The sequence below is a fragment of the Streptomyces sp. NPDC012474 genome, from assembly GCF_042955185.1.
GTDB lineage: Bacteria > Actinomycetota > Actinomycetes > Streptomycetales > Streptomycetaceae > Streptomyces > Streptomyces cahuitamycinicus.
Genome location: NZ_JBIBEP010000002.1, coordinates 247,264 through 260,955, shown reverse-complemented (window position 1 = coordinate 260,955; position 13,692 = coordinate 247,264). Strand labels below are relative to the sequence as shown.

Genomic DNA, 13,692 nt, shown 5'->3' with positions numbered 1-13,692 from the left:
GTGGGCACCGTGGACGGGGAGAGGGAGCCGGGGGGCGCGAGCCGTACGAGAAGGCGTGCGGTCCGGCCCCGCCAGGGTGCCTCGATGGCGGACGTCGCCCAGCTCGCCGGGGTCTCCTCCCAGACAGTCTCCCGCGTCTCGAACGGCTTCCCGGGCGTCACCGAGGACACCCGCGCGCAGGTCCTGGCCGCCATGCGGGAGCTGGGCTACCGCCCCAACAGCGCGGCCCGGGCGCTGCGCCGGGGAGAGTTCCGCACCCTCGGCGTGATCACCTTCTCCCTCTCCACCATGGGCAACATCCGCACCCTGGAGGCCATCGCCACCTCCGCCGCCGAGCACGGGTACGCCGTCACCCTGCTGCCGGTGGCCGTCCCGACCCAGGACGAGGTGAACGGTGCCTTCTCCCGGCTGGGCGAGCTCGCCGTGGACGCCGTCATCGTCATCATGGAGATCCACCTGCTGGACGCGGCGACGGTCTCCCTCCCGCCCGGCGTGCAGGTCGTGGTGGCCGATTCCGACGCCGGCGACCGCTACACCGTCGTCGACACCGACCAGGCGGGCGGCGCCCGGGACGCCGTACGGCACCTGCTGGACCTCGGCCACGAGACGGTGTGGCACCTGGCCGGCCCGGAGGGTTCCTTCGCCGCCCAGCGCCGCGCCAACGCCTGGCGCACCACCCTCACCGAGGCGGGCCGCACTCCTCCGGCCCCGGTCCGCGGCGACTGGTCGGCCGAATCCGGCTACCGGGCGGGCCTGCTCCTTGCAGACGAGCCGGAGTGCACGGCGGTCTTCGCGGCCAACGACCAGATGGCCCTGGGCCTGCTCCGGGCCCTGCACGAACGGGGCCGCCGCGTCCCCGGCGACATCAGCGTCATCGGCTTCGACGACATCCCCGAGTCCGCGTCCTTCCTCCCGCCGCTCACCACCATCCACCAGGACTTCGCCGAGGTGGGGCGGCTCTGTGTGGAGGGGGTGCTCAGCAAGATGAGGCAGGACGGGGCGGAGCACGGGACGACGCTGGTGCCCACGCGGCTGGTGCGGCGGGCGAGTACGGCGGCGCCGCGGCCCGGGCGGTGAGGCGACGCCCCGTCCTCGGCGGCTGCGGGGCCGGGGCGCCGCTCCCGCGTCTGACCTCGTCAACGGGGGTGGTCCCGGGCGTTGCTCGGTCCGGCGTCCCGGGCGGGGGTGGCACCGGGCGCTGCCCAGCATCACCGAACGAGCCGTCGTGGTCGGCGGGGTGGAGTACGACGTCGACTGCGGGGTCTTCGGCACCGGCTTCGAGGTCGGCGTCTCCGGGCTGCTGCCCGGGCGGCTCCCCGCGTACGGCAGGGACGGTGTCGCCCTGCTCGACGCCTGGCGGGCGACCGGCCCTCGGACCCTGCACGGTTTCTACAGCCGGGGCTTCCCCAACCTGTTCATGCTCGGCTCGGTACAGAGCGCGAGCTCAGTGAACTACGTGCACGTCCTGGACGAACAGGCCGGTCATGTCGCCGAGGTGATCGCGGAGGCGCACCGGCGCGGGGCCCGCTGCGTGGAACCGTCGGCCGCGGCGGAGGACGCCAGGGTGGCCACGATCGCGAGAAGTCGGCCGACCTGTACGCGTTCCAGTCCGAGTGCACCGTTCCTCATCAGTGAGCAGGAGTGAGTCTTGGACCCATGCCTGGTCACTGCGGACATCCCGAACGGCTGTGGATGTCCTGGTTGCCCGCGTACTCGCCGCGTCCGGCGGCACGGATCGTGTCCGTGGTCCGGGGATGCGGGGGCGGGGCCCCTCACGCGCCGGGGCACTCCGGTCGGCCTGGACGGTCCGATGCCCGTGCACATCGCTCTGGTGTGCACGGGACGGTGTCGTCCGTCGCCGGATCGGGTGTCCCTGGGCGCGTCGTCCGATCGCGATGCTCGCCGCATCGTGCCGGGTGGTCTTACGGGTGGGGCCGGTCATCGGCTTCTGCCAGTGCTGGGCGCCCCACTCGCTGGTGTAGGCCGGGTCCACGGCGATGATCGCGATGCCTGTGGCGTCGGCCATGGGCTCGTGGTCGCCGAGACGGGCGCCGGCCGGGTCGTCGGCGTCGACGCGGCCGACACGGTCACCGTTCTCGCCGAGGGCCTGGACCACCCCGTGGACGTGGCCTTCGACGCCGGCGGGCGCTGCTACGTCAGCGACGACCGGCTCGGCGCGGTGCTCCGTCTCGACGACGGGGAGCCGGTGGTCCTGGCGGACGGTCTGGGCGCCCCGCAGGGCCTTGCCGTACACGGCGACGACCTGTTCACCGTGGACGTGGAGCACCGCAGACTGTGGTCGGTCTCCCTGACCACGGGTGAGCGCCGCGTCGCGGCCGAGGACCTGGCGGTCGGGCTTCCCCCGGGCGTCGAGCGCCGCCCCGACCCGGCCCTCTTCGCCCACGGCGGCCCCGGCCTGGCCCCTCGCTTCGCCGGTCTGGCCGCAGCCCCGGACGGCTCCCTGCTCCTGTCGTCGAACGGGGAGGGCACGGTGCTGCGGCTGGCGCCCACGGCGTAGGGCTTCAGGCCCGGTTCAGCGGCGGCGGCCCCGGGACGGCCTGCCCCGCCGCCCGTTCGGGGCCGAACCCGTGCGCGCGGGGGGCTTCTGGGCGGCCGGCGGGGCGAGCACGACGGGCACACCCGAGGGCTCCTGCGCCCCGGTGATGCGGTTCAGTTCGGCCTCGCCCGAGCGGACCCGGGTGACCTGCGGAGTGATGCCGGCGTCGGCCATCAGCCGCGTCATCTCGCGCCGCTGGTGGGGCAGGACCAGCGTGACCACGGTGCCGGACTCGCCGGCCCGCGCGGTACGGCCGCCGCGGTGCAGGTAGTCCTTGTGGTCGCCGGGCGGGTCCACGTTGACGACGAGGTCGAGGTTGTCGACGTGGATGCCGCGGGCGGCGACGTTGGTGGCCACCAGGACCGTGACCTCGCCGTCCTTGAACCGGGCCAGGGTCCGGGTGCGCTGCGACTGGGACTTCCCGCCGTGCAGGGCGGAGGCGCGCACCCCGGAGGCCAGCAGCTTCTTGGCGAGGCGGTCGGCGGCGTGCTTGGTGTCCAGGAACATGATCACGCGCCCGTCGCGGGCGGCGATGCGGGTCGTGGTCGCGTGCTTGTCGTCGTCCTCCACGTGCAGCAGGTGGTGCTCCATCGTGGTGACCGCGCCCGCGGAGGGGTCGACGGAGTGGACCACCGGGTCGTGCAGGTAGGTGCGGACCAGCCGGTCGACGTTGCGGTCCAGGGTGGCCGAGAACAGCATCCGCTGGCCGCCGGGGCGCACCTGGTCGAGCAGGGCGGTGACCTGCGGCATGAAGCCCATGTCGGTCATCTGGTCGGCCTCGTCGAGGACGGTGATCCCGACGTGGTCCAGGCGGCAGTCACCTCGGTCTATGAGGTCCTTGAGGCGGCCGGGCGTCGCGACGACGACGTCGGCGCCGGTGCGCAGCGCGTTCGCCTGCCGGCCGATCGGCATGCCGCCGACCACCGTGGTGAGCCGCAGCCGCAGCGCGCGGGCGAAGGGGGTGAGGGCATCGGTGACCTGCTGGGCCAGCTCTCGGGTGGGCACGAGGACGAGGGCCAGGGGCTGCCGCGGCTCGGCCCGCTGCCCGTCGACGCGGGCCAGCAGGGCGAGGCCGAAGGCGAGGGTCTTGCCCGAGCCGGTGCGGCCACGGCCGAGTACGTCACGGCCGGCCAGCGAATTGGGGAGCGTCGCCGCCTGGATCGGGAACGGCGCGGTCAGGCCCTCGGCGCGCAGCGCGGCCTGCAGCCGCTCGGGCAGGTCGAGGTCGTCGAACGCCTCGACGGCGGGCAGCGCCGGGGTGATGGTGGCGGGCGGTGCGAAGTCCCGGCTGGGGGCGGTGCGGTGTCCTCCGCGTCCGCCGCCCGAGGGGCGGGCGGCGCTACCCGCGCCGCCGGACTTGCGGGGCCGGTGCCCGTTGCCGCGAGAGTGCGGGGAGCCGTTGTTCTTGCGAGCTGTGCGGTCCATGAGGAACCTTCCTCGATGCGGCACGCGTCGAGGAATGCGCGGCGGCGCCGGAGGGCCGCAGGATTCGCAAGAGTTGAGCCGGAGAAGAGCAAAACGAGCCGGGGCCCGCACCGCGAGGGTGCGGGCCCCGGTTCAGGGCGTTCGCGTACGCGTCAGGCGGGAACGATGTTCTCGGCCTGCGGGCCCTTCTGGCCCTGCGTGACGTCGAAGGTGACCTTCTGGCCTTCCTGGAGCTCACGGAAGCCGGAGGTGGCGATGTTCGAGTAGTGGGCGAACACGTCCGGACCGCCACCCTCCTGCTCGATGAAGCCGAAGCCCTTTTCCGAGTTGAACCACTTCACGGTACCGGTAGCCATATGAATCTCCCTTGAGGGCAGTACTCAGGGCCCGCACCTTGCGGACCCGTAGTCGCCGATCTGATCACCCTAAGGAGATCCGAGAATCCTCGGAAACAAAAAAGAGTGCTCGTCGACAAAAGGTCGATAGAGCACTCGAAGTCTCTGGGAACCAAAACTGCAACGCGAGCCAAGGTAGCACAGGCCGGGCCGGATGGCCCGGCAATCTCGTCGGAGGCGGAGCGGCCCGCCCGGTCGTGCGGCGTCTTGATCGACTGCGTGGCGTGGTGCTTCACGGCCTGCCGTAGGCTGCCACCCAGATGCTCTCGGCGGTCCTGTTCATGCCCCGGCCCTTGGCGTCGGTGGCGTTGACGCTGTAGACGAGGGTGCGGGCGCCGTCGCGGGTGGAGGCGATGGCGGCGTTGTACCCCCAGCGTCCGCCCGTCTTGCCCCAGACCTCGCGCCCGCCCAGCACCATCATGGACAGGCCGGCGGAGTAGGCGGCCGGTTTCCCGGTCCCGAAGTCGGTCACCTCCGGCAGGGTGAACATCTCCTCCAGCAGCGGCCCGCGCACGATCCGCCCCCGGAACAGGGCGCCCGTGAAGCGCTCCAGGTCCGCGGTGGTCGAGATGATGTCCCCGGCCGCCCAGCCGTCCGTCGCCCTCCACACGGAGACGTCCCGGAGCCCGGTCGTGCCGTCGTCGAGGCGCATGGTCTGGTAGCCGTGGTTGTGCGGCCCGACGATGCGAGGGCCGGGCCCCGGGAGGTAGGTGTCGCGCAACCCGAGCGGCCCGAGCACCCGCCGGGCGACCTGACGCTCGTACGAGTTGTGCGTGACGCGCTCGATGAGCAGGCCGGTGACGGTGTAGCCGATGTTGAGGTAGTGCTGGTGTTCGCCCGGCGCGAACTCGGGCTTCTTGGCCGTCGCCGAGCGGACCATGTCCTCGGGGTCGTGGACGTGGAAACGGTTCGCGTACCACTCCTCGACGGTGGTGCCGGGGAAGTCCGGGGCCGGGATGCCGTGCGTGTGGTTGAGGAGCTGCCGGACGGTGACGTCCTCGTACGACGCCGGGATCAGCTCCGGCAGGTACGACCGGGCGCTGCGGTCCAGGTCCAGCCGTCCCTCTTCGGCCAGTTGCAGGGCGACCGCGGCGGTGAAGACCTTGGTCACGGACCCGGCCCGGAAGCGGGCGGCCGGATCGGCGGGCCGGCCGGTCACCAGATCGTGCACGCCCGAGCTGCCCCGCCAGGTGCCCTCCTTGCCGCCCACCCGCACGAGCGCGGCGGTGGCGTCGGCACGGGGAAGGCCCGCTACGGCGGCTTCGAGGGCCGGGTCCGGGGACTGCGCGGCCGTCGGCGCGGCGGGGGCGGAGGCGGCGGCAGGGAGCGCGGACGGCCCCACGGCGATCCCCGCGACGAGCACGGCGGCGGTCAGCAGGCTGGTACGGAACTTCATGCGGACTCCGTTGAGGCGAGGCGGCGTTGGGCGATGTCCTCATCCTCCGCAGCCGCGCCGTCCCGCGGATCGCCCCCGCCGGTGGTTCCGCGGTGTCACTTCCTCGCCGGGGCGGGGGAGGACCCGGGCCCGGCCGCTCCCCCGGGCGGGGGATCCCCGGCCGCGACGAGGCCGGTCTCGTAGGCGCAGATCACGGCCTGGATGCGGTCCCTGAGGCCCAGCTTCGCGAGCACGTTGCCGACGTGGGTCTTGACGGTGTGGTCGCTGACCACCAGCTCGGCGGCGATCTCGGCGTTCGACAGACCTCGCGCGAGCAGCAGCAGCGTCTCGCGCTCCCGGGCGGTCAAGGCGTCGAGCCGGGGGTCGGGCCGGCGGGCCCGGGCGGTGGCGGGCCGCGTGTACTGCTCGACCAGACGCCGGGCCACGGACGGGGCGAGCAGCGAGTCGCCCCGGGCGACGACCCGTACGGCGTGCACGAGGTCGTCCCGGCGGACGTCCTTGAGCAGGAAGCCGCTCGCACCCGCGTGCAGCGCGTCGTACACGTACTCGTCGGAGTCGAAGGTCGTCAGCATCACCGTCCGGCAGCCGCTCGCCGCGCTGATCGCCCGGCAGGCCTCGATGCCGTCCATGTGGGGCATCCGGATGTCGAGCAGCGCGATGTCGGGCGCGTGCCTGCGCACCGCGTCGACGGCAGCGCCGCCGTCACCCGCCTCGGCGACGACCTCGATGTCCGGCTGCGCGTCCAGGATCATCGCGAAGCCGCTGCGCACGAGCTCCTGGTCGTCGGCGACCACGACACGGATCGTCACGTCTGCACCTCCGCCGCGGCCAGGGGGATCCGCACCCGCACCTCGAAGCCGCGCCCGTCCGCTCCCGGCCCGGCGACCGCACCGCCCCCGTGGGCCGCGGCCCGTTCCCGGATCCCGACGAGCCCGTGCCCGCCCCGGCGCGACACGGCCTGCGCCCCTCGCCCGTCATCGGTCACAGTGACCTCCACCTCGGTCTCCCCAACGATCAGTTCCACTGTCACGGTCTGCGCATCCGCGTGCCTGACGACATTGGTCAGGGCCTCCTGGACCACCCGGTGGACGGTCACCCCGATCCCGTCGGCCACCGGCCCGGCGTCTCCGGCGGTCCGGTACACCACGTCGAGCCCGCTCCCGCGCACCCGGTCGAGGAGACCGGGCAGTGCGGCGAGCCCGGGCTGCGGCTCGCGCGGGGCGGTGCCGTCGGCCTCGTCGGCGCCGTCCCGCAGCAACCCCAGCATGTGACGCAACTGCACCATGGCGTCCCGCCCGGTCGCGGAGATGGCGTCGAAGGCGGCCTCGGCCCGCTCGGGCGCGGCCCGTACCGCCACCGGCCCGGCCTCGGCCTGCACGATCATCAGGCTCACGGCGTGGGAGAGGATGTCGTGCATCTCCCGTGCGATCCGGGCCCGTTCGCGCGCGGCGGCCTGCTCGGCCTCGACGCGGTGGGCCCGTTGCCGGGCGTCGGTCAGCCGCCCGAAGACGTAGGCGGCGGCGAACACGAAGACGGAGAAGGTCAGTTCACGTGCCGACCGGGTGTTGAGCCACACGCCCACCGGCACGGCCACCACCAGCACCAGCCCGGCGATCAGCCGCCGCGGCGGGGCCGCCAGCGCGGCGATGCTGTAGGTGACCACCAGCCCGGTGTACGGCAGCGGCTGCCCGGGCCCGTCGACGGTCAGCCGGTACAGCAGGCTTGCGGCCAGCACCGCGAACAGCACCGCGAGCGGAGCGCGCCTGCGCCAGACCAGGGGCACGACGGTGAGCGTGCTCAGCCCGTACGCGGCCCAGCTCGCCGGGGGCAGCCCGGGCGCGCGCGGCAGGAGGAACGGCATGGTCATCGCACCCTGGACCAGCAGCGCGACGCCGATGTCGACCAGAAGCGGATGGGCCGCCGTGAGCACCCGGCCGCGCCCCCAGCCCCCGCGTAGTTTCCCGCGTATGCCCATGGCGACGTACGCCCCCCAGTCTCGTGCGACCCGACTGGCGAACCGTAACGGGGCGTCGGCACGTCCGGCGCCGGGCCGGACCCGCGCGCCCGCACGGATCAACCCCGGGGCTCCGGCCGGGTTTTCGTCCTGCCGGCGGGCATATTGCGTGGCCGCCCGGCCCCAGGCCCCGTACGGTCGGGACGGTGAGCAGGAGACGCTACGTGGCCAGGGGGGTGCCCGGCGGCTACCGCATCTGGGACAACCGGGGGCGCCGCTGGTGGGGCGACCTCTATGAGTTGTGCCCCGACGACCTCCTGGCCGAGCTCAACGGTCAGGCGGACCAGACGCGGACCACCGCGCTGATGAAGCGCTACCGGGCGCAGAAGCGATAGGCGCCCGAACCGCATCCCCGTGACATGCGGCGGGCGCGGCGTCGAGTCCGCGCGCCGTCGGCCGTCCTCACCGAGGCACGAGCTTCTCGAAGAAGAACTCGTGCTTGAGGAACGACGTCGCGTGCTCCGCGCCCGGATACGGCGGCACGAGCGGGGACGCCTGAAACAGCCGCCAGCCGTCCTCCAGGGCGCCGACCCCCGTGTCGTACGGCGGTTCGTCACTGTCGCCGGTCGTCGGGCGGGCCGAGCCCGTGCCGTCGTAGCGGGCCCACCCGACGACCCTGGAGTCGAGGGCGGAGGTGTCGAGGTACAGGACGAGGACCTGCTGCCGGGTGGCGGTCATGCCGTTCTCCTCGGTGCGGCGTGCGCGGCGGGCCGGTTGGTGATGCGGGTGGCCCAGTGGTCGATGTCGAAGCCGGGGTCGGCGGTCAGGGAGCGCCACAGCAGGATCCGGTTGTGGATCTCCAGCCGGGCGGTGGCCTGCTCGTACCAGGGGAAGGTGCGCCGCAACTCCTCGCGGACGGCGGGGGAGTCCAGGTCCCGCGTGTCCCACAGCCGCACCTGCGGCACGGTCGGATTGAAGCGGATCTTGTACATGTGGCGGACGGTGTCGCTGTCGTTGCGCCGCCCACCGTGCCAGATGCCGTGGTGCAGCAGAAGCACGGTCCCGGCCGGGCAGGTCAGCCGGGTCTGGCCGCGCAGGTTCTGGTAGCGGCCGGTGTCGGACTCGTTGGTCCGGCGCAGATGGCTGCCCGGGACGACGAGCGTGCCGCCCATGGAGGCGGTGACCTCCTGCGGGTAGTACATGAGCTGCACGTCGAACGCGTCGGCCCGCACATCGATGAGGGCGTCGGCGTGCAACGGCTGCGCGCTGCCCTCGTGAGGCAGGCGGGTGTGGACGAAATGGTGGTCGACGGTCGGGTCCGGACCCACCAGGCTCTCCAACGCACCTTCCACGGAAGGCAGTCCGAGAAGGCGGCGGGTGAGGGAGCCCTCGGGGAAGGCCGCGGGTACGGGAGTTCCGTACGGCACGGCGGGCAGCGCCCCGGCGGCGAACGCGCCGAGCGCCTCCTCGTTCACTTCCCGGGGCACGACGCCGTCGAGGCGCAGGAATCCGTGGGCCGTGAACCGCGCCACCTCGGCGGAGCCCAGCAGCTGTTTCGTGGTTGGCATGACGCAACCGTAGAAGCGCAGAAGTGGGCTGTCGTGGGGTGTAATCGGCAACCACTGGTAATTTTCCACCATGCCGACCTTCGTGGAGCTGCCCCTCGAACTGCCGCCCGAGCTGGTCCACGCGGGCGTGGGTGTGCACGGCTCCGCCGGTCCGCACGAGGTCTTCCGCCTCCCGCGCCTGTGGCAGCTCCACCTCTACGGGTACTCCGGCACCCTCGAGTTCGGCGGCGCGCGGCACCCGATCCGCCCCGGGCACCTCAGTCTCGTACCGCCCGGCACGGAGGTGCACTTCCACTACGACGCCCCGCGCTGCGAGCACCTGTACGCCCACTTCCGGCTGCCGGGTGACGGGGAGCGGCACCGGGTCCCGGCGATGCAGGACGCCGGTGCCGAGGCGGGATCGCTGAGCGCACTGCTGCGCCAGACGATCGCGGCGTGCGCGCAGTCCCCGGCCCGGGCCTCCGCGGAACTGTGGACGGCACTGTGGCGCACGACCGGTCTGGCCGAGGCCGCCGAGACACCCTCCGGGTCCCGGCACCCGGCGCTGCGGGCGGCCATGGCCCATATCGAGGAGCACCTGGCGGATGCGCTGAGCGTTCCCGGGATCGCCCGGGCCGCCGGGGTGTCGCACACGCACCTGACCCGGCTGTTCCGCGAGGAGACCGGGCGCACGGTTGTGGGCTACCTCCGGCGCCGCCGCATGGAGCGCGCCCGTCACCTGCTCATCGCCTCGACGCTGGCGATCCCGGCCGTCGCGGCGACGGTCGGGATCCCCGACCTCCAGGCGTTCAACAAGACCTGCCGCAGGGAACTCGGCGCGTCCCCGCGCGCCGTGCGGCAGGCCGCGGGCGCTTAGGGGTCTTCGGACGCTCATGTGAAAGGACCCCTAAGGGGCTTCTGTACCTTTGTGCGATCACCGAGCGTCAGCGTGCGCTAGGATTCTTTACCGAGCTCTTATGCTCGGTTGAGCGGAGCCGCGCACAGTCGCGCCGGCCGCTCGGTTCGTCGACAGTGGCCGCCCGGCTCTCCGGGCCGGTGTGTGAGGGGGCGTGACATGGGGCGAGTGGTGCCTGTCCGCGTCCACAACGCCGCCCGTGACGGCGTCCCTGATACCGACCGCTCCGCGTGAGCGGTCTCCTCTCTGAGGTGTACGCCTGACGCCCGACGCGTGACGGTCGACGCCTGACGCCTGATGTCCAGGGGCGTGGCGTATCACGCGTACGAGCGCCGCTGACGTCCGGGGCGGAGCACGCCGCCGACGCCGCAGCACCGCGTGTCCGGCCCCGCCGCCTCGACACGAGGTCGCACGCCCCGTCCCACCGCTCACCGAGCCGTACCCACGGGCAATCCGCCCACTGGCACAGACGCCGCAGACCCGATCAACGGAGGTCAGACGCCCGTGCACGACACCACCGCCATGCTCATCGAACTCGGGGCGATCATCCTCGCCCTGGGACTCCTGGGACGCTTCGCCGGACGGGTGGGCTTCTCGCCCATCCCCCTGTACCTGCTGGCCGGACTCGCCTTCGGCCAGGGCGGCATCCTGCCGCTCCAGGCCAGCGAGGAGTTCGTCGCCACCGGCGCCGAGATAGGCGTCATACTCCTGCTGCTCCTGCTCGGCCTGGAGTACAGCGCCTCCGAACTCGTCACCACACTGAAGACCCAATACCCCTCCGGGGCCGTGGACTTCGTCCTCAACGCCGTGCCGGGAGCGGCCATGGCGTTCCTGCTGGGCTGGGGGCCCGTCGCCGCCGTCGCCCTGGCCGGGGTCACCTGGATCTCGTCGTCCGGGGTCATCGCGAAGGTGCTCGGTGATCTGCGCCGGCTCGGCAACCGCGAGACGCCGGTCGTCCTCGGTGTGCTGGTCCTGGAGGACCTGGCCATGGCGGTCTACCTGCCCATCCTCACCGCCCTGCTGGCCGGGGCGGGTCTCGCGGGCGGCGCGGTCACCCTGCTGATCTCGCTGGGCACCGTGGGCGCCGTCCTGTACGTGGCGCTGCGGCACGGCCGCCTGGTCAGCCGCGCCGTGTCCTCGGACAACGCCGAGATGCTCCTGCTCGCCGTCCTCGGCCTGACCCTGCTCGTCGCCGGGCTCGCGCAGCAGCTGCACGTCTCCGCGGCCGTCGGCGCGTTCCTGGTCGGCATCGCCCTGTCCGGCGAGGTCGCCGAGGGCGCCAGCAGCCTCCTCACCCCGCTGCGGGACCTGTTCGCCGCGGTGTTCTTCGTCTTCTTCGGACTGAACACCGACCCGGCCGCCATCCCGCCCGTGCTGCTGCCCGCGCTCGCCCTGGCCGCCGTCACCACCCTGACGAAGATCGCCACCGGCTACTGGGCCTCCCGCCGGGCCGGGATCTCACCGAAGGGCCGCTGGCGCGCGGGTGGCACGCTGGTCGCACGCGGTGAGTTCTCCATCGTCATCGCCGGGCTCGCGGTCGGCGCCGAACCCCGCATCGGCCCGCTGGCCACCGCCTACGTCCTGATCCTGGTCATCCTCGGCCCTCTCGCGGCCCGTTGGACCGAACCCCTGGCCCGCCGCGCCACCCACCGCCGCCCTCGCCCCCCGGCCCCACCGACCGCCGAGGCCGCCAAGGAGACGGCTGCCGCACACGGTTGACCCCTCGGGTAACGGGTCCCGGGTGAGGGCGGTGTCCGCGACCGGTCGCGCACGGTCATCGGCTCGCCAACCGGCCCCGATCCGCGCACCGTTGAGCCTTCTCACCGCCCGGCCGACGGCCCTGACGCGCTGTGGGTTCGCTGCTCGTGCTGTCCGGATCGGCTGTTTCCCGGAAGGCGGCTCGGTGGGACCCTGGCGAGCACCCCGCGGGCCGGCAGGGAGACCGGGGGACAATCCAGGTGGACCGGAGGGAAGCGCCAGCATGATCGAGTGGAAGCCCTTGGGCACCGGAGCCAGGCCCGTTCCCCAGCCCGTGGCCACGCCGGTGGTCTGGGCGGGGGCCTGCGTCGGGGCACTGGTGCTGGTGGCGCTCGTCAACACCGTGGTGGGGCCGTACCGGCCCGAACTGGCCCTGTCCGCCCTGTCGTTGCTGGCCGCACTGCTGGGCCTGTGCGCCCGTTTCACAGCCGCCCCCGGCACGGCACTCCTGTGCTGGCTGTTCCTCAACGGCTTCGCCATACCGCCCGCGGGCGCCCTCACCTGGGCAGGCCACCGCGACACCACCTGGCTGGCCTGCCTGTTCACCGCCGCCCTCATCGGCACGGCCCTGGCCCGCCTCGTCCACGCCCGCGCCGCCTACCGCCGCCTGGCTTCCGGCCATCCCGGGTCCGAATCAGCGGCAGGCGACGGACGGTACGACTCCTGACGCGCAGCCGCCGCCCTCTCCTCGACGTCACTTGCACGAGCACCGCACCCTGCCGGGCATCGGCCACAACGTGCCCCAGGAGGCCCCGGTGCCTGCGCCCAGGCCGTCCTCGACGCCGATCACCTCTCAGGCTTGCCGAGAGTGTGGTCACCGGTCAAGATGGTGACGTGAATCCGGACCACGTCTTCGTCTGCGGAAACCCGGCGCTCGACTTCGCCGCCACGCTCCGGGCACGCCGGTCGGCGCCTTTCGAGATGTTCGTGACACCGGACCGGCTCACCGCCTGGTACGTGGAGTCCGGCCTGGTCGACGCGGTCTCGACGGGTCAGGAGGCCGACGTCGAGCGGGCGAGGGCCGTACGGGAAGCGGTCTACCGGCTGGTCACCGCCCGCCGGCTCGGGGAGGAGTACGACGGGGCCGCGCTGACCGTCGTGAACAACGCGGCCCGCACACCGCCCGCCGTGCCGCAGCTCACCCCGGCGGGGCGATGGACACAGGCGACGCCCGGCGAGGCCCTCTCCATGGTGGCGCGTCACGCCGTGGAGCTCCTGAGCGGTCCGGACGTGCCCCTGCTGAAGGAGTGCGGGAACCCGGACTGCACCCGCGTCTACATCGACCGCTCGCGGGGCCTGCGGCGGCAGTGGTGCGGGATGGACTCCTGCGGCAACAAGATCAAGGCAGCCGCGTACCGCGCACGCAGGAAGACCCCGGCGGCTCACTGACCCCGCGCCCCGCCGACCGGTCCACCCCGCACACCCCGCGTCTGCGGCCTGATCCAAACGACAGGCCCTAACCGCCCACGTACCAGCTGAATCCGCCGTTGCTCGTGGCCACGGCCAGAAGCACGAGCCACAGGACCACGTCGACGACGCCGAGGATGATGCCGGCCTTCGCCATCCCCGCGCCGTTCTTCACCGACGCCTGCCGACGGGCGACTGCGCCGAAGACGATGGCCAGCGGACCGAGCACGATGTTGAGGAAGAACAGGCCGACGATGCCGCAGCACAGGCTCGCGATCGCCAGACCATTGGTGCGCGAACCGGAGGACGCGGCAGAGGAACCGCCGTAACTCGCCAT

At 72.9% G+C, this 13,692-nt stretch carries 15 protein-coding genes and 2 pseudogenes; 8 read left to right on the top strand and 9 right to left on the bottom strand.

Translation table 11 applies throughout. From position 1 onward, the window contains the following. The first annotated feature begins 84 nt into the window (after nucleotides 1-84). On the top strand, nucleotides 85-1,077 hold the full coding sequence (locus ACFY9S_RS06020) for a substrate-binding domain-containing protein (RefSeq protein WP_391123552.1): 993 nt from the start codon (nucleotides 85-87) through the stop codon (nucleotides 1,075-1,077). 130 nt (nucleotides 1,078-1,207) lie between these two features. After that, a pseudogene (locus tag ACFY9S_RS06015) lies at nucleotides 1,208-1,620 on the top strand (monooxygenase); the annotation flags it as partial. Between the two features lie 7 nt (nucleotides 1,621-1,627). On the opposite strand, the pseudogene ACFY9S_RS06010 reads toward ACFY9S_RS06015, so the two are convergent. Further along, a pseudogene (locus ACFY9S_RS06010) lies at nucleotides 1,628-2,026 on the bottom strand (IS200/IS605 family accessory protein TnpB-related protein); the annotation flags it as partial. Between the two features lie 6 nt (nucleotides 2,027-2,032). Between ACFY9S_RS06010 and ACFY9S_RS06005 the strand changes: the two are divergent. Continuing rightward, on the top strand, nucleotides 2,033-2,518 hold the full coding sequence (locus ACFY9S_RS06005) for an SMP-30/gluconolactonase/LRE family protein (RefSeq protein ID WP_391123550.1): 486 nt from the start codon (nucleotides 2,033-2,035) through the stop codon (nucleotides 2,516-2,518). 15 nt (nucleotides 2,519-2,533) lie between these two features. Here ACFY9S_RS06005 and ACFY9S_RS06000 read toward each other — a convergent pair whose 3' ends face one another. The 5 genes from ACFY9S_RS06000 to ACFY9S_RS05980 form a co-directional block, all read right to left on the bottom strand. Then, a complete protein-coding gene (locus tag ACFY9S_RS06000) occupies nucleotides 2,534-3,982 on the bottom strand; it encodes a DEAD/DEAH box helicase (protein WP_102910747.1) in 1,449 nt (482 codons plus the stop codon). Nucleotides 3,983-4,134: 152 nt separating this feature from the next. Then, nucleotides 4,135-4,338: a cold-shock protein gene (locus ACFY9S_RS05995; RefSeq protein ID WP_003991681.1), complete on the bottom strand. Its 204-nt coding sequence runs from the start codon at nucleotides 4,336-4,338 to the stop codon at nucleotides 4,135-4,137. Between the two features lie 271 nt (nucleotides 4,339-4,609). Then, complete coding sequence (locus ACFY9S_RS05990; protein WP_391123548.1) at nucleotides 4,610-5,773, bottom strand: serine hydrolase; 1,164 nt, start codon at nucleotides 5,771-5,773, stop codon at nucleotides 4,610-4,612. 95 nt (nucleotides 5,774-5,868) lie between these two features. Further along, on the bottom strand, nucleotides 5,869-6,582 hold the full coding sequence (locus ACFY9S_RS05985; RefSeq protein WP_391123546.1) for a response regulator: 714 nt from the start codon (nucleotides 6,580-6,582) through the stop codon (nucleotides 5,869-5,871). Then, nucleotides 6,579-7,748, bottom strand: a complete 1,170-nt coding sequence (locus ACFY9S_RS05980) for a histidine kinase (protein ID WP_391123543.1) — start codon at nucleotides 7,746-7,748, stop codon at nucleotides 6,579-6,581. The genes ACFY9S_RS05985 and ACFY9S_RS05980 overlap by 4 nt, the downstream gene beginning before the upstream one ends. 185 nt (nucleotides 7,749-7,933) lie before the next feature. On the opposite strand from ACFY9S_RS05980, the gene ACFY9S_RS05975 reads away from it, so the two are divergent. Further along, a complete protein-coding gene (locus ACFY9S_RS05975) occupies nucleotides 7,934-8,122 on the top strand; it encodes a hypothetical protein (protein ID WP_391123540.1) in 189 nt (62 codons plus the stop codon). 67 nt (nucleotides 8,123-8,189) lie between these two features. Here the strand turns inward: ACFY9S_RS05975 and ACFY9S_RS05970 are convergent, their stop codons facing one another. Both ACFY9S_RS05970 and ACFY9S_RS05965 read right to left on the bottom strand, forming a co-directional pair. Beyond that, a complete protein-coding gene (locus tag ACFY9S_RS05970; RefSeq protein ID WP_391123537.1) occupies nucleotides 8,190-8,465 on the bottom strand; it encodes a hypothetical protein in 276 nt (91 codons plus the stop codon). Next, complete coding sequence (locus tag ACFY9S_RS05965) at nucleotides 8,462-9,295, bottom strand: phytanoyl-CoA dioxygenase family protein (RefSeq protein ID WP_391123534.1); 834 nt, start codon at nucleotides 9,293-9,295, stop codon at nucleotides 8,462-8,464. The genes ACFY9S_RS05970 and ACFY9S_RS05965 overlap by 4 nt, the downstream gene beginning before the upstream one ends. A gap of 70 nt (nucleotides 9,296-9,365) precedes the next feature. Here ACFY9S_RS05965 and ACFY9S_RS05960 point away from each other — a divergent pair, with 70 nt between their 5' ends. The 4 genes from ACFY9S_RS05960 to ACFY9S_RS05945 all read left to right on the top strand — a co-directional run bounded on the left by ACFY9S_RS05960 (nucleotide 9,366) and on the right by ACFY9S_RS05945 (nucleotide 13,337). Continuing rightward, complete coding sequence (locus tag ACFY9S_RS05960; protein ID WP_391123531.1) at nucleotides 9,366-10,151, top strand: helix-turn-helix domain-containing protein; 786 nt, start codon at nucleotides 9,366-9,368, stop codon at nucleotides 10,149-10,151. Nucleotides 10,152-10,694: 543 nt separating this feature from the next. Next, nucleotides 10,695-11,909: a cation:proton antiporter gene (locus tag ACFY9S_RS05955; protein WP_391123528.1), complete on the top strand. Its 1,215-nt coding sequence runs from the start codon at nucleotides 10,695-10,697 to the stop codon at nucleotides 11,907-11,909. Nucleotides 11,910-12,171: 262 nt separating this feature from the next. Beyond that, nucleotides 12,172-12,615, top strand: a complete 444-nt coding sequence (locus tag ACFY9S_RS05950) for a hypothetical protein (protein WP_391123525.1) — start codon at nucleotides 12,172-12,174, stop codon at nucleotides 12,613-12,615. Nucleotides 12,616-12,782: 167 nt separating this feature from the next. Continuing rightward, on the top strand, nucleotides 12,783-13,337 hold the full coding sequence (locus tag ACFY9S_RS05945) for an ABATE domain-containing protein (RefSeq protein ID WP_391123522.1): 555 nt from the start codon (nucleotides 12,783-12,785) through the stop codon (nucleotides 13,335-13,337). Between the two features lie 67 nt (nucleotides 13,338-13,404). On the opposite strand, the gene ACFY9S_RS05940 is transcribed toward ACFY9S_RS05945, so the two are convergent. Beyond that, entirely contained in the window at nucleotides 13,405-13,692 is a 288-nt protein-coding gene (locus ACFY9S_RS05940; protein ID WP_391123519.1) for a DUF4190 domain-containing protein, read from the bottom strand.